Below are 24,049 nucleotides of genomic sequence, written 5' to 3'. Positions count from 1 at the left end.
CATCGCCGGCGCATAGGTTCCAGGCAACGGGAGGGATGGCACCTTGCACGTCCTGATGCTCACGGCGGCCTTCTTCCCTTCCGGACAGACGGCCCACGTCCTGGACCTGGCCCGGGGGCTGGTGCGGCGGGGGCACCGGGTGGACCTGTGGGTCACCCACTCCCGCGGCGGTCGCCAGGCCCACCCCAGCACGGTGGCCGCCCTGGAAGGGGCGGGGGTGGCGGTGCGTTTCCTCCCCGCCCCCGTAGTGGGCGAGCGGGCCGGCCTGCCGGGCGAGCGCTACGACGTGGTGCACGCCCAGTCGTCCTGGTCCTTCGAACTGGGCCGCCGCCTGGCCGAGATGCTCGGCGTTCCCCTGGTGCTGACCTGCCACGGGCTCGGGCTCGACCAGCTGGCCTACCGGCGCGCCCTGGCAGCGGCCAGCCGGCTCATCTGCGTGGGCCCCCGCGTGGCCCGCGACCTGGGAGCCTTCCGGTCGAAGATCGCCGTGGTGGGCAACGGCGTGGATCTGGAACGGTTTCGCCCCGGTATTCGCGAACCGCGCTGGACCCTCCTGTACGCCGGTCGGGTGGATCGCTGGAAGCGACCCGCCCTGGCTGCGTTCCGGCAAGCGGTGCAGGGACTTCCCCGGGACGCCCAGGTGTGGGCGGCCAGCACCCGCCGCCTGGGAGGGGGGCGAATCCACAATCTGGGCTGGGTTTCCGAACTGGAGCGGGTGATGGGACGGGTGCACGTGGTCGCCGGCACGGGCCGGGTCATCCGCGAGGGGCTGGCTTCAGGAGCGGCCTGCCTGATCCTGGGGCGGGAGTACCACGGCCCGGTGACCCCGGAACTGGTGGAACGAATGGACTTCCCCGACTTCAGCGGCACCGGCCGCGGCCTGGGACCGCCGGATCCGGCGGCCATCCTCCAGGACCTACTGCGGCTCTACCGGGACCGGAGGTGGCTGGCGGAGCTGATGGCCTTCGGCCGGCGCTACGCGGAGGCCCGCCTTGGGCTCGACGCGATGGTCGAGGCGACGGTGGAGGTCTACAGGGCGGCGGGAGCGAGCTCCGGCTCCGCACCAGACCCGGGTCCTTCCCGGGAAGGACCGGAGGCTGCGGGCGGCCAGTGAGGCAGGCCGCCAGGCAGCGGAGGACCGCCAGCGCAGGAGAAGCACAACCAGCGCAGGAGAAGCACAAGAAGAAGGCACAGCAGAAGCGAAGAAGAGGCGAAGAGGAAAGCCGGCAAGGGAAACGACAAAAGGGGCCGGGCCACCCCGCCCGGCCCCTTTTCCTTTCGGCCGGCCGGTCCGGGATCAGTCGTCCCCTTCCGCGGCCGCCAGGGCCTCCCAGTACCGGAGATAAGGGTACGGGTTCACCGGCCCCGGGTGCCCGCCCTGCCGGCGCAACTCGAAGTGCAGGTGGGGCCAGAACTTGCCCCGGGTCCCCGGTGGGCCGTAGCCCGTGTTGCCCACGTACCCCAGGACCTGTCCCTCCCGCACCCGCTGCCCCACCCGGACCTCGGGAGCGTAGCGGTCCAGGTGCGAGTAGTAGGCGGCGTAGCCCGTCCCGGCCAGCTCCACCAGGATGAACCAGCCCCCGTAGGGGCTCCAGCCGCGGGCCAGGACCCGGCCCGGCCCCACCGAGCGGACGGGCGTCCCCCTGGCCGCCAGCAGGTCGTTGCCCTGATGCGGCCTGGGGCGCGGGCCCGAAGGGGTCCAGTGCCGCGGATCACCGAAGGTGTCCCGGTCCAACCGGTAGCGGCCCCGGGGCAGCGGGAAGCAAAAATCGGGGCGCAGCAGCCGGGGGTCGAGATCGGGGTACCGCGGCCGTACCGTGGCCTCCCACCGGCGCAGGGCCTGGCCGGCGGCTGGGGACAGGGGCATCCGGCCCGCTTGATCCCGCTCGCCGTGCCCGGCCGGAGCGGGAACCCTGGACGTGCCGCTTGCCCCGCCAGGGGTTGAACGGGGGCTCCCGCCGCGGCCCCCCTGGGTGACGTGGCGGGCCGGACCGCGGGCCGCGCCGCTTGCCGGGCTATGGGGCCCGGCGCCGGGGCCAGGGCCTGTGGCGGCTCCTCCGGCACCCGGGCCCCCGGTGCCCCTCGCGCCGGCCCTGGCGGGGCCGGGGCCGGAGCCGGAGCACGGACCGGCTGGCCGTGACATGCGGCCACCCTCCTTTCGCCTTGCCATCCGCTCGACTCCCCTGGCAGCCGGCGCAGAAGCTGCAGGGGCCGCACCGCCAAGCGGTGCGGCCCCTTGCGCCGGTGCCGCCGGTTCGTCAGGTCGTGGGCGGCACGCACTGCGGGGGGAACAGGTTCTCCGGCGGGCAGACCAGGGGCGGCTTGGGAAGGGTGACGCAGGGCGCCGGCACGCAGAAGCCGTAGGCCGGCACCAGCAGCTTGACCAGCGCCTTGGACTGGATCAGCAGGCACAGGTCGACCTCGCAGCAGACCTGGCCGTTGATGATCACGCACGGGCCGCAGCGCGAGCCGGCCGACTCGCACTGGATCACCGTCCCCTCCGGCGCGCAAAGCAACACCGTCTTGAGGAAGCCAAAGGAATCCTCGAACTGGGCGACCACGTTGTCATTGCGCCGGATGGTGAACTGCATGGTCACGGTGACCAGCAGGGTCACGTCGGCAAAGCCGGGATTGTTGGGGTCCTCCTGTCGCGAGACCTCCTGGCAGGTGACCTGCACGATCTCACAGGTCACCAGGTCGGAGGGCAGGATCCCCTGGAACGCGGCGGGGATGGGGAAGCACACGTTCTCCCGCCGGTCCGTCTGGAAACAGAAGTCGTAGACCTTGACCGTCTCGATGCAGACGATCTCGGTGGGCTCGGGGCACCCGTACACCGGGTCGCATGGCCCGGGCACCACCTGATCGACCTGCTGCACCCGCACTCCGTCGCTCACGACGATCCCTCCTGCCCCGTGGGCCGATGTGTTCAGCCGGTCCCGCCAGTCCCCTTGGACCACCGGGCACCCGGCGCGTTGCGTGCGGCGGGGGCTCGCGCCCCTGCTTGCCCCCCGGCGCCCGCCCATGGGTCAACCCGGCGGACCCACAAGGCCCGGCCGGTCGTCCCGCCTCGCCTGCTACCGCTATATGAGCCGCCCTCCAGGGTGGCCACGGCCTGGTGCCAAGATTGGGTTCGTGTCCCCGGGGCGAGGCCGGTTGCACCACGCCCCTTGGGCGGTCGCCGCGCCCTGCCAGGGGCTTTGGTGGGGCGGGGCGTGGTCGCGCGGCCCGCTCCGCTGGGCCGCCATCCCGTGGCGAAGGGTGGCATAGCCCGGCCAGGACCGCCGTAGAAGCTTGCAGGACCTGGGGGGATGGGGAGGGTGCGACCCATGGACGTCAATCGCCCCTGGGGCCGTGGTCCAGGGCAGGGTCCCGCTGGCGACGAAAACGGGCCGTCCCTTCCGGCGGACGAGCGGGTGACTCCCGCCACCCCAAAGCCTGAACCGGGGATGGCCGGACCACCGGTGGTGGGTAGCCCGGAAGCGGGGCTCCCTGCACGGCCCGGCCAGGTCCCAGGGGGCCCGGACCCGGCCGCCGGCCTGGTCCTCCTCGGTCTCGGGCCAGACGGCGCTCCGTGGAGCTGGCAGCCCCTGCCCGGACAGCCTCTTCTGGTGGCGGGCGCCGGTGCCGCCGGAACCCCCTGGCTGGGACGAGCCGGCCCCGTGGCGGGCCGGGCGGCGGGCGGGCCGCTGGTCTGGGCCGGATGGGGCCCCCCTGCCCGGGAGACCCGGTTCCCGCATCCAGGAGCGGGGGGAACGGGCAACGCCCCGGCCGTGCCCTGGGTGGTTCTCACCCGGTGGGCACGGGGGTCCGATCCGGGTGACGTGGATGTGTGGATCGATCCTGGGGGCGGCCCGGCCGGGGGGGCGCGGGTAAGGCCCCTCTGGGGTGAGCGGGTGTTAATGGCCGTTCCCTGCAGCGACCCGCGGGGACGGGCCGTGTTCGTCCCCTGGTTCCGGGCGGGACCGGCCCAGGGTATGGCCGGGATCGCGGGGGAGTGGCGCGTTCTCTGGTTTCGGCAGCGGTGGCGCGACGAGCCGGTGGTGCCCCATCCCACCGGGCCGGGCGATCCGGGTCCGGCCTCCCGCCATTCTCTCCCGGGCGCGGGAAGCAGGGGGGCTGGCTTCACGGCCGCCGGTGCAGGGCCGAGGGGCCCCGGGGGGGTCCGGGACCTTCTTCCGGGACCGACCACCCCCGCCGCCCATGCCCGCGCCGGAGCAGAGAGCGGCCCGGTCCCCCGGCCGGCTTCAGCCGGCTGGTGCAGGGGCACGTCGCCCGTGGTGCTCCTGGTGCTGCCGCGGGGAACGTGGCCGGCGCCCGCAGGGGCGACCGCCATCCCTTCCGGGGAACGGCTCGCCGCCGAGGAACCCGCCCCGCAACCCGGCACGGCGGCGGCCCGGAAGGGCGGGCAACCTGAAGGCGCCCCTCCGGTCCACCATGGCGGTCCTGGGCTCTGGCTGGGTATCTGGCGGCGTCAAGGGGACGGTTACTGGCTCGCCGAATGGGTCGATCTCGACCTTTCCTCGCTTTGCCCCACCACCGGCCAGCCGGCCTCGCCCGGCGCAGGACCCGCCACCAGGCACCCTGCCCGTCGCCACCCTGCGGCGTGGGCCATGGTGCGGCTGTTGGTGGCTCCCGCCGGGGGCGCCGCCCTGGTTCTGGCCGGTTCCGGTGGAACCGGGCCCGGCGAAGGGGTGCGGCTCCTCGTCCAGATCACCCCGGAGGGGGAGCTATGCGGGAAAGCCCGCGGCCGGCAGTCCGGAGAACCGGCCCCCGCTGAGGCGGAGGCCGGCCAGGCTCCGGAACTGCCCCCGCCGCCGGCCCAGGCCGGAACAACCGTGGACATCGGGTGGCTGGCCGACCTGCAGGTGACTCCACCCCCCAGGGAGACCTCCCAGGGGACGCCGCCCGCGGAGGTGGAGGCGCCTCGGATGAAGGCGCTCCCGGCCACGGGCCCTTCCGGGGAGCCTGCGCCGGAACCCGCACAGGGAGGTCCGAGGCCTCCACGGGCGGTGCCGGCGCTGGGCCAGCTCGCCAGGCCGGGCAGAAGCCCGTTCCCCCGTGGCTCCCACCGCTAGCCGGATTCTTCCATGTGCTTCGAAAGATGCCTGGCCGTACGGACAGCCCTCCCCGGCGGCGTCCCTTCTCTCCTCTGCCGGTACGATGCCAACTCAAGCGTTTGCCCCTCGTGCTGCAGATCTGAACAATGGATGCTGGGTTCCACTCAAAAGGGGAGGGATTTTATGGAAAGGACCTCTCTTTGGCGGCGCGCCGCCGCAACGGCGGCGGCCCTGCTCCTGATGGCCGTTACCGCAAGCCCCGCCCAGGCATCGTGGTATCTGGTCCGGTCTCCGTCCGCACCTGCCGCGGTCCGGACCGCCAGCCCACCGGCTCCCGCCCCGGTCCAGCAGCCCCAGCAAACCGTGCCCCTCCCTGGCACGGGTAACCAGGCCGTGGACACGGCCCGCCCGGTCGCTGCCGGCTCCCCGTCCTGGTACTACGACTGGAAACTGGCCATCCTCCGCCAGCGTTCGGCCAGCGGGACGGCAGGACCCGCCACCCCGCCGGCACCGGCGGGCGGCAGCACCCCGGCGGCCCCGGCGGCGCCGACGCCCCGCGGCAATGCGCCGGGTTCCGCGCCGTCCACCCCTGCCCCGGCGGCGCCGTCTCCGTCCAGTCCCGCCGTACGGCCGGCCCTGACGGCCGCGGAGAAACACCTGGTGGACCTCGTGAACGACGCGCGCCGTGACCGCGGGCTCCCGGCCCTGGCCGTCGACCCGGATCTGGTGCGGCTGGCCCGGCTGAAGGCCGAGGACCTCCGCGCCCGCGGCTATTTCGACCACGTATCCCCAACCTACGGCTCGCCCTATGAGATGGAACGGCGCGCGGGAATCTCGGCCCGGGTCATGGGCGCGGAGAACCTGGCCATGTCGCGGGACGTGGACCGGGCCCATCTGCAGCTCATGGCGAGCGAAGGGCACCGGGCCAATCTGCTCAACCCCAGCCACGACGCCATCGGCGTGACAGTGGTGCCCATTCCGTACGGCGTCCTGGTGGTTCAGCTGTTCCTGGGCGACCGCTACCGGTAGGTAGGTCCCCGGGCCAGGTAGGTGCCGGGGCGGCAACCTGTGAGATGGCCGGCGTCAAACGGGCGCGCGGTGCCGTGGGGCACCGCCCGCCTGCACTCCGGTCCGATCTCCCCGATCCATCCATGCCCTGCCCGGCCCTGCCTGCGCCCATCCCGACCTGCCCGCGCCGTCACGGCGCTACGGCCTGCCGGTCTGCCGGTCCCGCCCCGACGGCTCCGGCGGCCTGCCGGGATCGTCCGGCGGGCGCTGGCCACCTTTCAGCAGCCGGTAGGCGCCGATTCCCAGCAGCACGATGAGCCCGTACGTCACCCCCAGCATGATCAGCAGGAACGCCTTGGGCAGCTGCGCGCCGCTTGTCCAGTGGCTGGCCAGTTCCAGGGGCGTCATATCGCCTTCCCCCTCCGGGAGCACAGGGCCGCGACGGGTGTCGCGGCCCTGCTCCTTCCGCAGCCGTGCCTCCGGAGAACCCTTCCCGCCCGCTCAGTAGTCCAGCGCCACGCCGTACCACATGATCAGCGCGAAGATCATCGGCGTGATGATGACGTAGATCATGTTGAGCTTCTCGAAACGCAGGTGCATGAAGTTGGCGACGATCAGCACCGACTTCAGCACCGTCATCAGCAGCAGGATGCCCACCAGCAGGGCCCTGGGCAGGTGGAACAGGACCACGCCCACCTCCAGCACGGTGATCACCAGCAGCCACAGCCAGGTGGTGAAGTACAGCCGGTTGCCGTGATCGTGCTCGAGGCCGTGGCCATGCTCCAGCGCATGCTCCGTGGAACCACTCACCGGGCGCCCCTCCTTCCTCGCCAGCAAACCTAGATCAGATAGAACAGGGTGAAGATGAACACCCACACCAGGTCGACGAAGTGCCAGTACAGCCCGGCCACCTCGACGCCCAGGCCCGAGTAGCGCCCGCGCATGGCGTTGAGCGTGACCACCGCCAGGTAGATCAGGCCCGTCAGCACGTGGAAGCCGTGAAAGCCGGTGATCACGAAGAAACTGGCGCTGAACTGCGGCACACCCCAGGGATTGGTAAACAACCGCGCACCCTCACGGATTAGGCTGGTCCACTCAAACGCCTGCGATCCCAGGAAGAACAGGCCACCCAGGATGGTCAGCAGCAGGAACCGCACCGCCGCCTTCTGGTCGCCCCGGCGTGCCGCGCCAACGGCCGCCGCCATGGTGGAGCTGCTGCTGATCAGGATGAAGGTCATCAACGTGACCAGCCACAGTCCCTCGAAGATGTGGGTCCGGTCGGGCCAGGTGCCCGCCTTCAGCCGGGCCACCCCGTAGGCCGTCAGCAGCGTGGCGAAAACCAGCACGTCCGACGCCAGGAAGACCCACATGCCCAGCTTGGAATGGGCAGCACCGAAGGGCGAGCGCCCGCCGCCCCATTCCGAGCGCAGCACCGCCTCCTGGTCGGCCGCCAGCGGATGCTGCGTCGCCTCAATCGTGCTCATGCCGACACCCCCGTCGTTACCAGAGAAGCAAGGCGAAAAGGTAGATCCACAGCACGTCGACGAAGTGCCAGTACGTGGCGATGTTGGCCAGCGACGCCGCCCGCTGCGCCGTCGTGCCAGGCCGCCCCAACCGCCACATGCCGTAGATCAGCGCGCCCATGCCGCCGGCCACGTGGACCGCATGGGTACCGGTCAGCAGGTAGAAGAACGCCGCATGGGTACTGACGGCCGCTGCGATACCCGCAGCCAGCCACTGCAACCACGCCGTCACCTGCCCCGCGACGAAGGCGGCACCCAGCACCAGGGTGAGGGCCAGCGCCCGCCGGGCGCCCTGGACGGCGCCACGGGCGGCCCGGCGGCGGGCCACCTCCATGATGACGCTGCTGGCCAGCAGGACCGCCGTGTTCCACCACAGCAGGGAGGGCAGGTCCTGGCGCGCCCAGCCGGGCTCCGCGCTGCGCACCACGTACGTGCTGGTGAAACCCATGAACATCAGGGTGACCGCCGCCACGACGATCCAGGTGGCCATGGTCGCGGCCCGGGCGCGGGCCGCCTCCTCGTCGCCGCCGCCGGGCGCGCGGCCGTTGCCACCGCCGCCACCCGGGCCCCCGGGCGGGATCCGGACCGGCTCACCGGCCCGGCCCCCCGGGATCACCGGCACCGGCGGCCGCCCCGCCGGGCGGCCTGGGCGGGTGCGCGGGCGGGTTCGGGACGGCTTCCGTGTCGTTGTCGCCATCGGGTTCACCCCCTGACCTCGGCGGCAGGCCGCCGGCACCGGTACCTCCCGATTCGCCATGGCGCGTGGATGCCCTTGCACCGGGCCGTCCAGCCGGTCCCGCGGGTCCTACCGGCACCTACCGGCATTTGGCCCGCGAATCGGGCGATGCGCTCACCGCGACCCGGCCCGGTCCCCGCCAGCAGTGGCCAGCGCGGGTTCGGGCACCCACTGCGGGATGTGGTCCACGCCCTCCGGGGCATCCTTCGGGCTGTACTCGTACGGCCAGCGGTAGACCACCGGTTCCGCCTCATCCCAGTTGCCGTGGGGCGGCGGCGACGGCGCCCACCACTCCAGCGTGTTGGCCTGCCACGGGTTCCGCTCGGCCTTCGGACCCCGGAACATGCTGTAGAACAGGTTGTACGCGAAGATCAGCTGCGCGGCGCCCAAGACGAAGGCCGAGATCGAGATCACGTGGTTCAGCGTCGCCACGTCACCCAGGAATTGATAGGCGTCCCAGTTGTAGATCCTCCGTGGCATCCCGGCCGTCCCCAGGAAGTGCATGGGGAAGAAGGTGCCGTAGATCCCCAGGAACGTCAGCCAGAAGTGGATCTTCCCCAGGCGCTCGTTCATCATCCGGCCGAACATCTTGGGGAACCAGTGGTAGATCCCCGCGAAGACGCCGAACAGCGCCGCGGCTCCCATGATGAAGTGGAAGTGGCCGACGACAAAGTACGTGTCATGGAAGTACAAGTCGACGGACGGGTTGCCCAGGATGATGCCCGTCAGGCCGCCGGTGATGAACAGCGACACGAAGCCGATGGCGTACAGCGACGCCGCCGTGAACCGCATCTTCGACCGGTAGATGGTCGCCAGCCAGTTGAACGTCTTGATGGCCGACGGGATCGCGATGGCCAGGGTCGTCGCCATGAAGATGCTGCCCAGCGTCGGGCTCATGCCGCTGGAGAACATGTGGTGCCCCCAGACGAGGAAGCTCAAGCCCGCGATGGTCAGGATCGACCCGACCATGTACTTGTAGCCGAAGACCGGCTTGCGGCCGTGGGCCGCCAGGACCTCGGACACGATGCCCATGGCCGGCAGGATGACGATGTACACCTCAGGATGCCCGAAGAACCAGAAGAGGTGCTGCCACAGGATCGGGTCGCCGCCGCCCGCCGGATCGAAGAAGTGGGTCCCGCCGACCCGGTCGAAGATCAGCATCAACGACGCCGCCATCAGGGCCGGGAAGGCGAACAGGCCGACCAGCGCCGTGACGAACAGCGCCCACACCGTCAGGGGCAGCCGGCTGAAGGACATGCCCTTGGTGCGCATGTTGAGGGTGGTCGTGATGTAGTTGATGCCACCCGCCAGGAACGCCAGCATCAGGATGAATACCGAGATCAGCCAGAGGGTCTGGCCGGCCGTCTCGCGGTCGCTGAGGGGCACGTAGGCCGTCCAACCGGTACCCGGCGCGCCGCCCTGGACGAAGAAGGACGCCAGGGCGAAGGCGATGGACACCGGGAACGCCCAGAAGGACAGCATGTTGAGAACCGGGAAGGCCATGTCCCGGGCACCGATCTGCAGCGGGATCAGGAAGTTGGCGAACCCACCGCTCAGGGCCGTCGTCAGGAAGAAGAACACCATGATGGTGCCGTGCATGGTGATGGCCCCGTAATAGAAGTCCGGATTCATCTGCCCGCCCTTGAAGGCGTTGGGCATGATGGCCTCCAGCAACGGCCACTCCTTCCCCGGCCAGCCCAGCTGCACGCGCATCAGCATGGCCAGGAAGCCACCCACCGCCGCCATGACCAGCGACGTCAGAAGGTACTGGATGGCGATGATCTTGTGGTCCGTGCTGAAGATGTAACGGCGCCAGAAGCTCTGCGGCTCGTGGTGGTGGGCTGCACCCGTCGCGTGCCCTGCCACCGCGGCCTGGGTTCCGCCGTGCGCCATGACCGCTCCTCCTCTCTCCGAGCCGGCGACGGTTTACAGGCTACCGATCACTGAGCCGTGCCGCCGTGCTGGCCCGCATGCTGCTGAAGCCAGGCCTGCCAGTCCGTTTCCGGCAGGACCTCGATCTCGCCGCGCATCGCGAAGTGACCGACACCGCACAGTTCCGCGCAGGCGATTTCGTAGCGACCCGGCTCCGTGGGCTGCACGTAGACCTCCGTCACCTGACCGGGGACGGCGTCCATCTTCACGCGCAGATTGGGCACGAAGAAGCTGTGGATCACGTCCCGCGAGCTCAGCTTGACCGTGACGTGATAATCCGCCGGCATCACGATGGGCCCCTTGGAGCCGTCAATCACGATGTCATCCTTGCCCGCAGGGTCGTTGGGGTCGATGCCGAAGGGGTTCTTCTGGAAGTCGACGAACTGCGGGTCGGTCTTGCCGAACTGGCCGTCGGGACCCGGATACCGCGCCGTCCAGAAGAACTGCTGCCCCCAGACCTCCACCACCGTCGACTTCTCCGCCGCCGCGGCCGTCGGCGTGTGAAGAGTGAGCCAGATCTGATAACCCATGACGATGAAGACGGTCAGGATGACGGCCGTCGCCACCGTCCAGGTGGATTCCAGGCGCTTGCTCTCATGCCAGTACAGCGCCCGCGGGCTGCGCGCCGCCTTCCATACGAACCAGGCCAGCAAACCCTGGGTCAGCACGAAGACAATGCCTATGCTGACCATGATGATGTTGAACAAACGATCGATGGGCGCCGCAGCCGCCGACACCAGGGGCGGCAGCCACCAGCGCTTCGTCGCGTATACGGTGCTCGCCACACCCGCCACCAGGACGAGCCCGATGAGCAGGGTCATGACAGCACCGGCGCGCCGGTTGTCGCGCTCGGTTACCTGCTGCATGTCCCCCTCTGCCTCCAATCCCCGCTGCGGTCCGGCGGGCGTTCAACAGTTCCCCCACCCCCCGGACCACAAGGTCAGATTCGGACGATCTGTCCCTGTTGCACCAGCGACGCAATAAGGTCCGAGTCCGCTTGGATTGTATGGAATCCCCCCCGTAGCCGCAAGGCGACAAATGACAAGACCGGCAGGCCGGCCCCTGGTGCCCCGATCCACCCAGTGCCCCGTCTTGCCAGCGATCCGCAAACCGATAGAATAGTGGCGTAATCGTTCCTGCGCGCTCCTCTTTCCTGCAGCTCACTATCAACAGTCCCCGAACGGGCGCTGTCCTGGCCATCGGGCTGGAAACCGATGCGCCTCGGGCTGAAGCCGGAGCGGGCACCCCTTGGGTCGCATGAACCTCCGGGTTTACGGTATTTTCTAATCGTTGTGAGGGCGCGGGTGGCGAAATCCGGCGGCTTCGCGGATTCCTGGACCGGCGGGTTCGCCATGCCGGATGGAGGAACGAACATGAGCATGCCCAACAGCGCGGTGCTGGCGCGCGCCATCACCACCAGCCGGAGCAACGCGCTCCGCGACTACCTGACGCTGATGAAGCCGGGCGTCATGCTGCTCGTGCTGGTCACCACGGCGGCCTCCATGTGGGTCGCCCTGGGAGAGGCGCCCCATCCCTGGACCCTCTTCCTGACCCTGGTGGGGACCCTGCTGGCCGGTGGCTCCGCCGCGACCCTGAATCACGTGCTGGACCGGGATATGGACGCCGCCATGCCCCGCACCAGCCAGCGCCCCATCGCCGCGGGGCGGATCCGTCCCGGTCAGGCGACGGTCTTCGCCGTGATCCTGGGTGTCATGAGCTTCGCGCTGCTCTACACGCAGGTCAACCCGCTGGCGGCCTACCTGGCCGTGGGCGGCATCGCCTTCTACGTGCTGGTCTATACCGCGTGGCTCAAGCGCCGCACGCCGCAGAACATCGTGATCGGCGGCGCGGCCGGCGCCGTGGGGCCGCTGATCGGCTGGGCTGCCGCCACCGGGCGGCTGGAGGTCGCGGCGGTGGTCCTGTTCCTGATCGTGTTCTTCTGGACCCCGCCCCACTTCTGGGCGCTGGCCGTGGCTTTGCGGGACGAATACGCCAGGGCCCGTGTCCCCATGTTGCCCGTGGTGGCCGGCGTGGAGGCCACGCTGCGCCAGGTGTACTTCTACACCTGGGTGACCGTGGGGATTACCCTGGCCATGCTCCCCCTGGGCCAGCTGGGCTGGGCCTACGCCCTGGTCGCCGTGGTACTGGGCGCCCGCTACCTGCGGCTCACCCGCGGGCTGCTGCGGCAGACCACCGAGGGACGTGCCCGGGCCCTTTACGGCTACAGCATCGTGTACCTCTTCGGCGTCTTCGGGGCCATGGTGCTGGACGTGACGCTGCACCAGGTGGTCAACGCCCTGCTCGGCCGAATGTGAGGGACCCGAGCGGCAAGGGTACGAGCGGCAAGGGATGAGAGACACATGAAGGACCAACGGCGCAGGGGCCGGCCCCTGCGCCGTTGGTCTTTACGCCTGCCCTTTCCGGCTAACGCCGGTACCGAGCTCACGCCGGTCCCGAGGGTGCCCCCGCCGGCCGGCTGCTGCGGGCCGCGGGCGCGGACGCCGGTGCGGGCGAGCCGGCAAGGGACGCCGGTTCGCCCGCACCGGCCGCTACCGCCGGACCCGGCTGTGAAGATGGCGGACGCCCGGCCGCCGTCGCGACACCACCGTGCAGGGACCACGCCGGCCCCGCCGCCTCCAGCGCCAGGTGGCACAGCACGGTGAAGAGCAGGGCCATGATGCTGCTGTGCAGCATGGCCGCCGCCAGTTCCAGCCGGCTCAGGACCACATAGGCGCCGCTCGCCGCCTGCAGGACGGCCAGGCCGGCCGCCAGCCAGGTGCCCCGGACCAGAGCGGGAAGCTCTCGACCGTGGCGGCGGGCCATCACAACCAGGATGCCCAGCCCCACCAGCAGCGCGCCGGCTGCCAGCCGGTGGACCATCTGGACCAGCGCCGCCCCCTCCCACGCCGTCCCGCAGGCCGGCCAGGCCGGGCAAGCCAGGCTGGATTGGGTGTGGCGCACGTAGGCCCCCGTGTAGACCACCAGGTACGTGTAGCCCAGCACGAGCCACAGCCCCCGGCGCAGCACGGCCGGCACGCCGTGCCCGCCGCTGCCCGGGCCCTCCTGACCGGCCCGTCCCGCCGGGGCGGCCGCTCCTCGCAACACCCGCAGGCTGAGCAGCGCCACCGATGCGAAGGAGACCAGGGAGATGCCGAAATGCAGGGCCAGGACGGCGTCGGACTGCCCCCACAGGACCACGCCGGCACCGAGCCCGGCCTGCAAGAACAGGAAGACGACCGCCACCGCCGCCAGCCAGCGGGCGTCGCGGCGGCCGCCCAGGCGCCGCGGCGCCAGCACGGCCAGCGCCACCACGGCCAGGGCGGCAATGCCGGAGATGACCCGGTGACTGAACTCGATGACGGCCTGGAGGGTCCATTCCGGCGACCCGCAAAGCGGCCAGGAGCGGCCACAGCCCTCCCCCGAGCCGGTGGCCGTGACCAGAGCACCGGCGACCACCACCAGGAACATGGTCACCGTCGCCACCACCGCCAGCCAGCGCAGGCCGCCGCCGGGCCGCAAGGCGCCGTTGCCGGCCGGCGGCCTGCGCCCGTGCCCCGGAACTGCCGCGCCATCGGGCATACCCGCATCCCTCCCCGTGAAATCCAGCCGGCTCGTGGCTCGTGGAATGCTGGCCGAATCCAGCCCGAGACCTCCAGACAAGCCCGCGCAACTCGCCTCGAAACGCGGTCTGCGGCCCTGGCCCAGGCGGGCGGCAGCCTCCCCGGCACCGGGTCCCGCCGCGGGCGCCGTACCCCGGCACCGCCGGGCCGGACCAGGACCACCGTAGCCCATGGACCCGCCGGGTGCAATGCGGCGCGGGCTCGATCCTGCATCGCCTGGCCGGTCTCGCATGGCCGGTCCGGCCCCTGGTCACCCTAACCATGATGCCTGCCGCCGGGCCGGCAGCCCTGGGGCCGCGGTCCGGCGCGCCCTCGCCAGAAGACAAAGGAGTGAGATGGCCGTGGCACCGGTGCGAAAGGTGGCCACCGCCCGCGTCGTGACCGCCGGACTGGTCGCCGGGCTGGTGCAGATCGCGACGGTCTACGTGCTGCAGCCCATCCTGGGCACCCAGCGCGGAGCCTTCAGCCGCTTTGTCGCCGACGGCCTGGGCATGGGCGACGGCCGGATCACGGCCCAGGCCGCCATGTCCATCGGCGGCCTGGCGGCCCTCCTGGTGGCCGCTGTCCTCTGGGCCTTCGTGTACCGCGCCGTTGCGCCCGCCGGCAATGCGGTGACCGGCATGGCCTTTGGGCTCGCCGTCTGGGTCGCAGGGGCCCTGCTCATCCTGCCCCTGCTGTCCGCCGTCGGTGCAGCTCCGTCGCCCGGCTTCCTGGGCACGGGCTTTTCCGGGGCCCGCAGCGCCCTGGTGGCCGCCCTGGCCCACCTGGTCTACGGCGGTGTTCTGGGTGGCGTGCTGAACGGCGCCCGCCAGGAGGCCTGAGGCCTGCCAACCGGGCCCTGGGCAAAGCCGCTCCCTTTCCCCCTGAACCCCGCCTCCGGGCCGTGCGTATGCTGACACCGACCGGAGGAGGGGTCGCCATGCAGGTGCTGGTCCGCCACCGCTGGCTGGTCGACGTGGACGACACCGCAGGCATCCCGGGCTGGGTGACCGTGCTGGAACGCCTGGGGCACCGGGTCTGGGTGGGCGGCGGCGGGGATGGGCCTGCTTACGCGGCGGTCGACTCGGCCCTGCACGGGCGGACGGTGATCCTGCAGGTGACGGCGGACGAACCCGGCCCCCGCACCGCTCCGCCGGCGGGGCAACGCGGCGGGCCCGGCCCTGCTGCCCCGCATCCCGAGGGTGCGGCGGAAAGGCTGGCCGCGGAACTCGCCACCATCCTCCAGCGGGCAGGGGTAACAGTGGTCCAGGTGCCTGCGGGCGGGGCACAGCAGGTCCGCGTCCCTCAGGCCGCGCCGGCCACGGCGGCCGGCGCGGCCCCTCCCGACCCGGCTGCGGGCACCGGCAGCCCCTCCGGTACCCCTGCGGGCTCCGGCGAGGCCGCCGGGAGCGGCAGCGCCGGTTCGTCCGCCGCCGCACCGGCCTTCACCCGCCTGACGGCCGACGTCGTGCTCCACATCCACCTTGACGCCGTTTCCCTGCGCGGCCGGGTCGCCACCGCCGGTCGCCGGCCCTGGCGGGCCTGGGGGCTGGGCCGACACCTGGCCCGGAGCCTGTTGGAGGCCGGCTGCATGCCCGTGCACCAGCGGGCCTGGCCGCGGCAAAAGCTGCTGTTCCTGGTGTACCCCCCCGCCGGAGGCGTGCCGGAACCCCTTGCCGCCCGGACCGCGAGGTCCGGCCCGGACGAACCGGCCGGCCCGGGGTGCACGGCAGGAGCGAAGGGATCCGGTCCGGCCGCCGGGGGGGTCGTCCTGGTCGCTCCCCTGGCCGCCAGCCTGACCCTGCCTGCGGGCTGGCCGGCCCAGGTGATCGCGGCCGCTCTCTACGCCGGGCTGGTTGCCTTCTACGGCGGGCCGCGGCAGCCCGTGGTGCCCTGGGCCCGGCTCGCCCCCGGACGCCCGGAAGCCGGCCCGACCCGCACCGGGAACCCCGGCGGCCCGGCGGGCCACGCCACCGCCGAGGGCGGCACCACCGAGGGCGCCCCTACCGAAGGCGGCGGCGCCACGCCGAGCCTCTCTCCGCCAGGTTCCAACGGCAACGGCCCGGGAAGCGGGGAAGGCCCCGGTGGCGGAGGAACCGGCATGGCCACCGGCGGCGAGGGCGGGAGCTCGCCTGCGCCCGGCCAGGAGGCCGAGGCGGGCCATTCCGGCAGAGCCGGCGGCCGCAGTCAGGGCTGGGACGCCTGGCCCGGCGCGCCTGCCGAGGGGGAAGACAGTCTCAGGGAACCCAAACCGGCGGGCCCTCCCACCGGAACCGCCACGGCGCCGGGCCAGGAGCACGACCCCCACGCGGCACCGGGTCACCCGGTCGCCGCGGGGCATCCCGTGCCCCCGGCTGCGGAACGGCCCGGTGGGGCCGAACCTGCGGGCCCGGAGCCGGCACCCCCCGAGCGGCAAGACGCAACCGGTACGGACCCGGTGCGGGACGGGCCGGCCACGGCCCGGGCCGGCGCGCCGGCCCGGGCGGCGGTCTTCCGTCCCCGGCCGGCGCCCCAGGATCTGGCGGGGCTGCCGCCGTCGGCCCTTCCCCCCGGCGCCCGCGCGGGGTACCGGTTCCTCCCCCGGCGCCCCATGGGCAGCGCGATCACCGCGCAATCGCCTAGGCCACTGGCCGGAGCGGGTACGATCTTCCAGCCGCCGGCGGTCCCCCAGGCGCCAGTGGCCCCCCCAGCACCGGGGGTGGGGCCGGGGCTGCCGGGAGCCGCCACCCTCCCGCCCGGCGCCGGCAGGCCGGGGCTGGCGGCCGGGGCGGCCTCCTACCCGCCTGGGGCGCCGGGCGCGCCCGCCGCGGGTGTCCCCGTTCCTCCCCGGGCCGGCGGCACCCGGCGGGCTGTGCCCTCCTTCGCCACCGGGCGGGAGCCCGGCTCCCTGAAACCCTTCCGGTGAATGCGGCCACCCCGCCGGCCGTGAGCCGGCCCAGGGCCAGGCCCCGTCAATCCAGCGGCCGGGGACGGTCCCGCTGGGCGTCGACCACGCAGAGGAACCCGAAGGGCTCGTCGCCCGGGGCCCCCCGGTGCCGGAACTGGTGGGGCGTCTCCGGAGGGATGTAGACCAGGTCGAAGGGGCGGACCCGATAGACCTCGCCCCCCACCTGGACCTCCCCTTCGCCCCGCAGCACCAGCACTGCGTGGATGTGCTGGTGAAGCTCAAAGCGCGAGTAACCCCCGGGGCCCACCTCGAAGTACCGCACCTCGAAGGCGGCCGGGGTGGCCCCGCCGGGCACCAGGGTGCGGCGGATCACGTCGCGGAACCGGGGGGCCGGTTCCTCCGGACCCTGGTAGACCTGGTCGGGAATGCCCTCCCAGCGGAAGGTGGCGGGGTCGAACCGGCGCACCCGCAGCCGCCCGAACTCCTCCGCCGTCAGGGGACGATTGGACGTCGCTTCCATCGGGCAACCTCCTCCGCGGCCGCCTCCCCGGGCCGTGTCACAGCTCGACCAGGACCTTCAAGGCGCCGGGGTCCTTGACCTGGCGGTAGGCCGTGGCCACCTCGGCCAGGGGGTAGCGGTGGGTGACCAGCTCTCGCGCCGGAACCCGGCCGGAGGCCAGCAGGTCCAGCGCCGCCCGGGTGTCGGGCGGCCCCGCCGAGTAGCTGGGGACCAGCCGGATCTCCCGGAAGAAGATGTCATACCCCGGAATGGACGGATCGTGACCCGGGGCCGTGGGGGCGAACATCACCACGGTGCCGCCGGGCCGGGCGCAGGCGATGCCCAGCCGCAGGGGCTCCTCCCCCGCCGGCGAGACCAGGACCAGGTCGGCGCCCTCGCCCCAGCGCTCGGCCAGGCAGCGCGCCACCTCCTCGGGGCCGGAGGCCACCCGGACCCACGGCACCGGACCGCCCGGCGGCTCCGCCGGCTCGGCCTGGGTCCCGGCCCGGGTGTCGAGGACCAGGGTCGCCCAGCGCCGGGCCGCCCAGGCCAGCCGGCCCGGCACCCGGTCGACCACGGCCCGCTCGGCCGCGCCCCAGGCCCGGGCCACCAGCCCCAGCACCTGGCCCATGAACCCGGCGCCGATCACCATCACCCGCTGCCCCGGTTCCAGGCCGGCCCGCTGCAGGGCATGGACCGCACAGGCCACCGGTTCGACCAGGACCCCCACCTCCCATCCCGCGCCCTCCGGCAGGGGCAGGGTGTCGTGCCGGAGCACCTGGGGTGCGATGACGGCGTACTCCGCCATGCCGCCCGGCCGCAGGCCCGGCTGGCGCCAGAGGGGGCAGTGGACGTAATCGCCCCGCCGGCAGGCGGCGCACGCCATGCAGGGTGCATGGTGGTGGACGAAGACCCGGCTGCCCACATCCACCCCGGGCGGCGGCACCGCGCCCGGCCCGAAGGCCACGATCTCGCCCGCCGGCTCGTGACCGAAGACGAAGGGTCCCTCCCGGGCTTTCCCCGCCACGTACCAGTCCAGCAGGTCGCTGGAGCAGATGCCGCAGGCCCGCAGCCGGACCAGGGCTTCACCCGGACCGGGCTGCGGCACGGGCCGCCGGGCCACCCGGACCTGCCCCTGCCCGTCGAGAAGGGCCACCTGCATCGCCTCCGGAAGAACCGGCGCCCCCGTCGCCGGACCGGTCACCCCTTCGGCCATGCCCAGCCTCCCCTCCTGCCCCGGCACCCGGCGGGCGCCGGGGCTCCGGCTTCCGCTCTTCCCGGGGCTCAGGCCAGGGTTTGCGATGACGAACCCTGACCCGGCCCGGCCGGCACGGTACCCTCCGGGTAGAGGGCGACCTTGATCGCCTCCCCCCGGTCCAGGGCCTGGAAGACCTCCGGCAGCTCGGCCAGGGGCCGCCGGTGGGTGATCAGCATCGCCACCGGCAGCCGGCCGCGGGCCAAGAGATCGTAGGACTCCCGCACGTCGGCGGGGGTGTAGTGGAAGGAACCGATGAGGTCGACCTCTTCGTAATGGAGCCGGAAGGCTTCAAAGTGTACCCAGGTGCCGCCGGCCAGGCCGCCGAAGAGCAGCACCCGCCCGCCCGGCCGGACCCACTGGGCGGCCGCCTGCCAGCTTTCCGCCCGGCCGGTGGCCTCGATGACCGCCGCCGGCCCCTCACCGCCGAACAGGGCGCGAACCCGGGGCAGGGCTTCCTGGGCATCCGCCGCCAGGGTTTCAGTGGCCCCCGCCTGCCGGGCCAGTTCCAGCCCCGCCGGCCGCCGCCCCACGGCCACGATGCGGGGTACCTGCAACGCCCGCGCCACCATGACGTGCAAGAGCCCGATGGTGCCGGTGCCGATGACCACCACTTCTTCGGGCCGGCCCAGCCGCCGCCAGCCCCGCACCACACAGCTCAGGGGCTCGAGAAAGGCGGCCTGCTCGAAAGACAGGTGGCCGGGCTTGGCAAACAGGTGCCGGGCCACGATGGGGGCCGGCAGGCGGATGAACTCGGCATACGCCCCCAGGGCCATGCGCTCGGGATCGAAGAGGTGCCGGCACAGGTTCTCTTGGCCCCGCCGGCAGGGCGGGCACTGGCCGCACGGTGCCGTGGGCACCCACATCACCGCGTCGCCCGGCCGGAAGCGTTCCACCCCTTCGCCGACGGCATGGACGACCCCGGCCGCTTCATGGCCGAAGGGACCCGGAACGGGCAGGCGCGCGTGGCCCCGGCGAAAGGTCTTCAGGTCGGTGCCGCACGTCAGTGCGCACCGGATCTTGACCACCACTTCCCCCGGCCCCGGCTCGGGCACGGGGACCTGGCGCAGGGTCAGCCGGCGAATGCCGGCCAGGTATCCTTGCAGCAACGGCCACCCTCCAGGCAACCGGGATGGGGCGGGCCGGGCCGCGGACGGCCCCGCGGTCCTAGGACCTGCAGGTGCGGGCCGATGCGGCCCGGACCGCGGCCCAAGCGGCTTCCCCCATGCCCTGGGTCCAGCCCGGCGCCCGGCGCCCTGCCCGCGGCCAGGAAGCAAGCCCGCCGTCCAGAAACATCCCGGTATCGGGCTATCTTAGAAGGTACCACACCGGGGGCCCGGGGGCCGGGCCCAAGGCGGCCCCGCACCCGGACTGCTTCAACCCAGATTGCTGCGACGAGGTGATCCCATCGTGCACCGTCCTCACCACCCGCCCTTCCAGGCCGTGGAACACCGCCACCGCAGTCGGCTGCTGGCGGGCAACCCCTGGGGGGACCCGGCCGAGCGCTCCCTGTGGGTGCTGGTTCCTCCCGATGGGTTGCCGGACCGGCCGGTGCCCTGCATCTGGGTGCTCTCCGGCTTCGGGGGAACGGGTCCGAGCCAGCTCAACTTCAACCCCTGGGAGGAGACCCTGCCGGAGCGGCTGGGGCGCCTCTACGCCGAGGGCCGCATCGGGCCCGCCCTCTTTGCCCTGCCCGACTGCTTCACCTACCTGGGCGGCAGCCAGTACCTGAACTCCCCCGCCGTCGGCCCTTACGAAGACTACCTGGTCCGGGAGCTGGTCCCCCTGGTGGAGCGGCACTATGCCGTGTCGGCCCACGGCCTGGCGGGCAAATCGTCGGGCGGGTACGGGTCCTTCATCCAGGCCGCGCGGCACCCGGAGGTCTTCCAGGCCTTCGCCTGCCACTCGGGGGACATGGCGTTCGAGTACTGCTACCTCCCCGATTTCCCCAAGTTCCTCGACCATGTGCGCCAGCTGGGCGGCCTCGATGCCTACCTGGACGCCTACCGCCAGCTGCGGGCCCAGGGCCGGTCCCTCAACCGTACCTGGCAGGCGTCCCTGAACATCCTGGCCATGGCGGCCTGCTACTCGCCCGACCCCGCGGAACCCCACGGCATCGCCCTGCCGGTGGACCTGGAAACCGGCGCCCTGCGCCCCGCCGTCTGGGAACGGTGGCTGGCTCTGGACCCCGTCCGCCTGGCGCCCCGGGTCGCCGGCGCCCTCCGCCGCCTGCGGCTGGTCTACATCGACTGCGGGCGCCAGGACGAGTTCAACCTGCTCTGGGGCGCGCGGCAGCTGCACCGGGCGCTGGAGGACCTGGGCATCGCCCACGCCTACGACGAGTTCGACGGCGGCCACTTCAGCATCGCCCACCGCTACGACCTCTCGCTGCCCTTGCTCTACCGGGCCCTGGCGGGCGACGCCCCGGCCGGGGACGCGCCACCGGCCCGCCGCAGCTGATCCCGGGACCGGCCTGGTAAGGCCGGGTTCGGGTTCGACCGGAGGTTCGGCACCATCCGGCAGGATGGCAGGCCGGCGCGGCGAATTCCGTGTCCACCACCATTCCTGGCGACGAATCGGGGTGAAGGCCGTGCCCGCCCATGCCCGCCCCTCCCCCGCGCCGCCCCTGTCCCTGGCTCCCCTGCAGGGTTGCCGGGTGGTCAACTTGGCCGTCAACGTACCGGGGCCGGTGGCCGCGGCCCGGCTTCAAGCCCTGGGCGCAACGGTTTGCAAAGTCGAACCGCCTGGTGGCGATCCGCTGGCCACGGCTGCCCCCGCCTGGTACCGGTCCCTGACCGCGGGGCAGGAGGTGCGCCGCCTGGACCTGAAGTCGGCGGCAGGGCGGGAGGAGCTGTACCGCCTGCTGGCCGGGGCGGACCTGCTCCTGACCGCCCAGCGCCCGTCGGCCCTGACCCGGCTCGGGCTTTCACCCGCCGAACTGGGCCGGCGCTTCCCGCACCTGGCCCACGTGGCCATCGTGGGCTACCCCGCGCCCCGGCAGGAAGAACCCGGCCACGATCTGACCTACCTGGCGGAGGCGGGCCTGCTCGACCCGCCGGCCCTGCCCCGCACCCTGCTGGCCGACCTGGCCGGGGCCGAACGGGCGGTGGCCGCCGCCCTGGCCCTCCTGCTGGCGCGGCAGCGGGGCCTCCCCCTCCACCCGGTCGAGGTCAGCCTGGCCGAGGCGGCTTCCGCCCTGGCCGAGCCCCTGCGGCACGGGCTGACTGCCCCCGGTGGCCTGCTGGGAGGCGGCCTGCCCTTCTACCGGTGCTACCCTGCCCGGGAAGGCTGGGTGGCCGTGGCGGCCCTGGAGCCCCACTTCGCCCAGCGGCTGCTGGCCGAGCTGCTGGAAGACGGCGAGCTGCTGGAAGACACCGGCCAGGGCACCGGCAGCGACCCTCCGCCGGAGGAAAGCACGGCCCCACCAGGGGACCCACAAGGCACCTGGGACACGCCCACCTGGGACACGCCCTTTCCCACCCCCGGCGCCCGAGGTGGGCTGCTACAGGACGCCTCGAGCGGCGCGGCCCTGCCCATGGAGGTGGAGGCTCGCCTGGCCGCCGCCTTCCGCCGCCGGACGGCGGAGGAATGGGAGGCCTGGGCGCGCTCCCGGGACCTGCCCATCGCCGCCGTGCGGGCGGTGGCGAGGCGGGAGGCACCCGCAGGGAGGTGATGCCGGGAAGGGGCTGCAGCTGCGGACGCAAGGCGTTGCCGTATCAGGCGGTATCCCCGCGGTAGCCGGCGCTGCCCCGCCGGCACCCACCACCCGCCGGCCCCGGCGCTGGGGGCCCGGGCCGGCCACCTGCGAGAGGAGGATGGCCCATGCAGGGACTGATGATGGACTTTCCCCTCACCCTCCTGACCATCTTTCGGCGGGCCGAGGCCCTCTTCGGCTCCCGCGAGATCGTCACCCGCCTGCCGGACAAGAGCTTCCACCGCTACACCTACCGGGAGTTCACCGAGCGGGCGCGGCGCTTGGCCGTGGCGCTTCAGGAGCTGGGCGTCGGCCGCGGCGACCGGGTCGCCACGCTGATGTGGAACCAGTACCAGCACCTAGAGGCCTATTTCGGCATTCCCGCCGCCGGGGCGGTGCTGCACACCCTGAACCTGCGCCTGCACCCCTCGGAGCTGGCCTATATCGTCCAGCACGCCGGCGACAAGGTGCTGATCGTGGACCGGACCCTGCTGCCCCTCTACCAGCAGTTCCGCGACCAGGTGCAGCTAGAGCACGTGATCGTGGTGGGCGCCGCGCCGGCGGGCGCCGGTCCGGGCGCGGGGGGTTCCGGCGCGGGCGAGGCGGCCGGCGCCGGCGGGTTCCTCGACTACGAGCAGCTGCTGGCCGCCGCCGACCCCACCCGGTACCGCGAACCGGACCTGGACGAACGGGAAGCCGCCGCCATGTGCTACACCTCGGGCACCACCGGGCGGCCCAAGGGCGTGGTCTACTCCCACCGGGCCCTGGTGCTCCACTCCCTGGGCACGGCCCTGCCCGACTGCGTGGGCATGGGCGAGTCCGACTGCTGCCTGCCCGTGGTCCCCATGTTTCACGCCAACGCCTGGGGCATGCCCTTCACGGCCACCATGGTGGGGGCCAAGCAAGTCTTCCCCGGACCCCACCTGGACGCCGTCAGCCTGCTGGAAGACTTCTCCCAGGAGCGGGTGACGCTGACCGCCGGCGTCCCCACCATCTGGCTGGGCATCCTGCAGGAGCTCGACAAGAACCCGGGCCGGTGGGATCTCTCCAGCCTGCGGGCCATGCTGGTGGGCGGGTCGGCCGCGCCCCGGGGCATGATCCAGGCATTCCAGGAGCGGCACGGCCTGCGGGTGATCCACGGCTGGGGCATGACCGAAACCTCCCCCGTGGGCACCCTCTCCCACCTGCCCCCGGACCTGGCGGACGCTCCCGCCGGCGTCCAGTACGACCTGCGGGCCAAGCAGGGCCGGCCGGTTCCCCTGGTGGAGGTCCGCATCCGCAACGACCAGGGCGTGGCGCCGTGGGACGGCGAAACCATGGGCGAGCTGGAGATCCGGGGAGCCTGGGTCGCCGCCTCCTATTACAACGCTCCCGAGGCTGCCGACCGCTGGACCGCCGACGGCTGGCTGCGCACCGGCGACATCGCCACCATCGACCCGCGGGGCTTCGTGGAGATCAAGGACCGGGAGAAGGACCTGGTCAAGTCCGGCGGCGAGTGGATCAGCTCCGTGGCCCTGGAGAACGAGCTGATGGCCCACCCCGCCGTGGCCGAGGCGGCGGTCATCGCCGTGCCCCATCCCCGGTGGCAGGAGCGGCCCCTGGCGGTGGTGGTCCCCAAAGAGGGCCACACGGTCACCCGGGAGGAACTCCTGGACTGGCTCCGGCCCAAGTTCGCCAAGTGGTGGCTGCCCGACGACGTGGTCTTCGTGCCGGAGATTCCCCGCACGTCCACCGGCAAGTTCCTCAAGGCCGCCCTGCGGGAGCGCTTCCGTGACCACCTGGCGGCGGGCGGCTGAGCCGCCCGCCGCCCGCTCCACCTGCCGGCCAGCTCCCGCCACCTCTGGAAAGGAGGCCATCCC

General features: G+C 72.6%; 20 protein-coding genes. 8 read left to right on the top strand and 12 right to left on the bottom strand.

Translation table 11 applies throughout. The features are described 5' to 3' along the window. The first annotated feature begins 43 nt into the window (after positions 1-43). Positions 44-1,114, top strand: a complete 1,071-nt coding sequence (locus tag DYI95_RS01835) for a glycosyltransferase family 4 protein (protein ID WP_116901088.1) — start codon at positions 44-46, stop codon at positions 1,112-1,114. A gap of 183 nt (positions 1,115-1,297) precedes the next feature. Here the strand turns inward: DYI95_RS01835 and DYI95_RS01830 are convergent, their stop codons facing one another. Together DYI95_RS01830 and DYI95_RS01825 are read right to left on the bottom strand one after the other, a co-directional pair. Further along, positions 1,298-1,867 (bottom strand): M23 family metallopeptidase, encoded by a 570-nt coding sequence (locus DYI95_RS01830; RefSeq protein ID WP_116901089.1) that lies wholly within the window; start codon positions 1,865-1,867, stop codon positions 1,298-1,300. Positions 1,868-2,258: 391 nt separating this feature from the next. Beyond that, positions 2,259-2,894 carry a hypothetical protein gene (locus DYI95_RS01825; RefSeq protein ID WP_116901090.1) on the bottom strand — a complete coding sequence of 212 codons (636 nt, stop codon included), beginning with the start codon at positions 2,892-2,894 and terminating at the stop codon, positions 2,259-2,261. A 2,346-nt stretch (positions 2,895-5,240) separates the two neighbouring features. Here DYI95_RS01825 and DYI95_RS01820 point away from each other — a divergent pair. Further along, complete coding sequence (locus DYI95_RS01820; RefSeq protein ID WP_116901092.1) at positions 5,241-6,086, top strand: CAP domain-containing protein; 846 nt, start codon at positions 5,241-5,243, stop codon at positions 6,084-6,086. 177 nt (positions 6,087-6,263) lie between these two features. Here the strand turns inward: DYI95_RS01820 and DYI95_RS01815 are convergent, their stop codons facing one another. The 6 genes from DYI95_RS01815 to coxB form a co-directional block, all read right to left on the bottom strand. Continuing rightward, positions 6,264-6,473, bottom strand: a complete 210-nt coding sequence (locus DYI95_RS01815; RefSeq protein WP_116901093.1) for a type IV secretion protein Rhs — start codon at positions 6,471-6,473, stop codon at positions 6,264-6,266. Between the two features lie 93 nt (positions 6,474-6,566). Beyond that, positions 6,567-6,875 carry a cytochrome C oxidase subunit IV family protein gene (locus DYI95_RS01810; RefSeq protein WP_116901094.1) on the bottom strand — a complete coding sequence of 103 codons (309 nt, stop codon included), beginning with the start codon at positions 6,873-6,875 and terminating at the stop codon, positions 6,567-6,569. Positions 6,876-6,904: 29 nt separating this feature from the next. Beyond that, positions 6,905-7,549 carry a cytochrome c oxidase subunit 3 gene (locus DYI95_RS01805; protein WP_006904429.1) on the bottom strand — a complete coding sequence of 215 codons (645 nt, stop codon included), beginning with the start codon at positions 7,547-7,549 and terminating at the stop codon, positions 6,905-6,907. Positions 7,550-7,565: 16 nt separating this feature from the next. After that, a complete protein-coding gene (locus DYI95_RS12125) occupies positions 7,566-8,210 on the bottom strand; it encodes a heme-copper oxidase subunit III (RefSeq protein ID WP_305849866.1) in 645 nt (214 codons plus the stop codon). Positions 8,211-8,438: 228 nt separating this feature from the next. Continuing rightward, on the bottom strand, positions 8,439-10,217 hold the full coding sequence (locus DYI95_RS01795) for a cbb3-type cytochrome c oxidase subunit I (protein ID WP_116901096.1): 1,779 nt from the start codon (positions 10,215-10,217) through the stop codon (positions 8,439-8,441). Positions 10,218-10,264: 47 nt separating this feature from the next. Then, the gene (gene coxB, locus DYI95_RS01790) at positions 10,265-11,122 is read right to left on the bottom strand and encodes a cytochrome c oxidase subunit II (RefSeq protein ID WP_116901097.1); all 858 of its coding nucleotides are present in this window, start codon (positions 11,120-11,122) and stop codon (positions 10,265-10,267) included. A 507-nt stretch (positions 11,123-11,629) separates the two neighbouring features. Here coxB and DYI95_RS01785 point away from each other — a divergent pair. Next, positions 11,630-12,571: a heme o synthase gene (locus DYI95_RS01785; RefSeq protein WP_116901098.1), complete on the top strand. Its 942-nt coding sequence runs from the start codon at positions 11,630-11,632 to the stop codon at positions 12,569-12,571. 127 nt (positions 12,572-12,698) lie between these two features. Here the strand turns inward: DYI95_RS01785 and DYI95_RS01780 are convergent, their stop codons facing one another. Next, positions 12,699-13,835, bottom strand: coding sequence for a heme A synthase (locus DYI95_RS01780; RefSeq protein ID WP_116901099.1), 1,137 nt, complete (start codon positions 13,833-13,835; stop codon positions 12,699-12,701). A gap of 382 nt (positions 13,836-14,217) precedes the next feature. Here DYI95_RS01780 and DYI95_RS01775 point away from each other — a divergent pair, with 382 nt between their 5' ends. Continuing rightward, complete coding sequence (locus DYI95_RS01775) at positions 14,218-14,697, top strand: hypothetical protein (RefSeq protein WP_147308130.1); 480 nt, start codon at positions 14,218-14,220, stop codon at positions 14,695-14,697. 98 nt (positions 14,698-14,795) lie between these two features. Next, on the top strand, positions 14,796-16,760 hold the full coding sequence (locus DYI95_RS01770) for a hypothetical protein (protein ID WP_116901101.1): 1,965 nt from the start codon (positions 14,796-14,798) through the stop codon (positions 16,758-16,760). A 46-nt stretch (positions 16,761-16,806) separates the two neighbouring features. Here DYI95_RS01770 and DYI95_RS01765 read toward each other — a convergent pair whose 3' ends face one another. The 3 genes from DYI95_RS01765 to DYI95_RS01755 form a co-directional block, all read right to left on the bottom strand. After that, entirely contained in the window at positions 16,807-17,262 is a 456-nt protein-coding gene (locus tag DYI95_RS01765; RefSeq protein ID WP_006904437.1) for a cupin domain-containing protein, read from the bottom strand. A 37-nt stretch (positions 17,263-17,299) separates the two neighbouring features. Further along, positions 17,300-18,457, bottom strand: a complete 1,158-nt coding sequence (locus tag DYI95_RS01760) for an alcohol dehydrogenase catalytic domain-containing protein (protein WP_116901102.1) — start codon at positions 18,455-18,457, stop codon at positions 17,300-17,302. A 68-nt stretch (positions 18,458-18,525) separates the two neighbouring features. Then, positions 18,526-19,605, bottom strand: coding sequence for a zinc-binding dehydrogenase (locus tag DYI95_RS01755; RefSeq protein WP_116901103.1), 1,080 nt, complete (start codon positions 19,603-19,605; stop codon positions 18,526-18,528). A 301-nt stretch (positions 19,606-19,906) separates the two neighbouring features. Between DYI95_RS01755 and DYI95_RS01750 the strand changes: the two genes are divergently transcribed. The 3 genes from DYI95_RS01750 to DYI95_RS01740 all read left to right on the top strand — a co-directional run bounded on the left by DYI95_RS01750 (position 19,907) and on the right by DYI95_RS01740 (position 23,986). Beyond that, positions 19,907-20,956, top strand: coding sequence for an alpha/beta hydrolase family protein (locus tag DYI95_RS01750; protein WP_116901104.1), 1,050 nt, complete (start codon positions 19,907-19,909; stop codon positions 20,954-20,956). Between the two features lie 121 nt (positions 20,957-21,077). Continuing rightward, positions 21,078-22,169 carry a CoA transferase gene (locus tag DYI95_RS01745; protein ID WP_243149795.1) on the top strand — a complete coding sequence of 364 codons (1,092 nt, stop codon included), beginning with the start codon at positions 21,078-21,080 and terminating at the stop codon, positions 22,167-22,169. 149 nt (positions 22,170-22,318) lie between these two features. Then, positions 22,319-23,986 (top strand): long-chain fatty acid--CoA ligase, encoded by a 1,668-nt coding sequence (locus tag DYI95_RS01740; protein ID WP_164581338.1) that lies wholly within the window; start codon positions 22,319-22,321, stop codon positions 23,984-23,986. Positions 23,987-24,049 lie beyond the last annotated feature (63 nt).

Origin of the sequence: Thermaerobacter sp. PB12/4term (assembly GCF_003403315.2) — a bacterium.
In the GTDB taxonomy this organism is placed as follows: domain Bacteria; phylum Bacillota; class Sulfobacillia; order Thermaerobacterales; family Thermaerobacteraceae; genus Thermaerobacter.
This window is presented reverse-complemented; position numbering and strand designations above follow the sequence as displayed.

Excerpts from the sequence above, each read along its gene's own strand:
- DYI95_RS01830 (WP_116901089.1), bottom strand. The coding sequence starts at position 1,867 with ATGCCCCTGTCCCCAGCCGCCGGCCAGGCCCTGCGCCGGTGGGAGGCC.
- DYI95_RS01820 (WP_116901092.1), top strand. The coding sequence starts at position 5,241 with ATGGAAAGGACCTCTCTTTGGCGGCGCGCCGCCGCAACGGCGGCGGCC.
- DYI95_RS01815 (WP_116901093.1), bottom strand. The coding sequence starts at position 6,473 with ATGACGCCCCTGGAACTGGCCAGCCACTGGACAAGCGGCGCGCAGCTG.
- DYI95_RS01805 (WP_006904429.1), bottom strand. The coding sequence starts at position 7,549 with ATGAGCACGATTGAGGCGACGCAGCATCCGCTGGCGGCCGACCAGGAG.
- DYI95_RS01795 (WP_116901096.1), bottom strand. The coding sequence starts at position 10,217 with ATGGCGCACGGCGGAACCCAGGCCGCGGTGGCAGGGCACGCGACGGGT.
- coxB (WP_116901097.1), bottom strand. The coding sequence starts at position 11,122 with ATGCAGCAGGTAACCGAGCGCGACAACCGGCGCGCCGGTGCTGTCATG.
- DYI95_RS01785 (WP_116901098.1), top strand. The coding sequence starts at position 11,630 with ATGAGCATGCCCAACAGCGCGGTGCTGGCGCGCGCCATCACCACCAGC.
- DYI95_RS01780 (WP_116901099.1), bottom strand. The coding sequence starts at position 13,835 with ATGCCCGATGGCGCGGCAGTTCCGGGGCACGGGCGCAGGCCGCCGGCC.
- DYI95_RS01770 (WP_116901101.1), top strand. The coding sequence starts at position 14,796 with ATGCAGGTGCTGGTCCGCCACCGCTGGCTGGTCGACGTGGACGACACC.
- DYI95_RS01765 (WP_006904437.1), bottom strand. The coding sequence starts at position 17,262 with ATGGAAGCGACGTCCAATCGTCCCCTGACGGCGGAGGAGTTCGGGCGG.
- DYI95_RS01760 (WP_116901102.1), bottom strand. The coding sequence starts at position 18,457 with ATGGCCGAAGGGGTGACCGGTCCGGCGACGGGGGCGCCGGTTCTTCCG.
- DYI95_RS01740 (WP_164581338.1), top strand. The coding sequence starts at position 22,319 with ATGCAGGGACTGATGATGGACTTTCCCCTCACCCTCCTGACCATCTTT.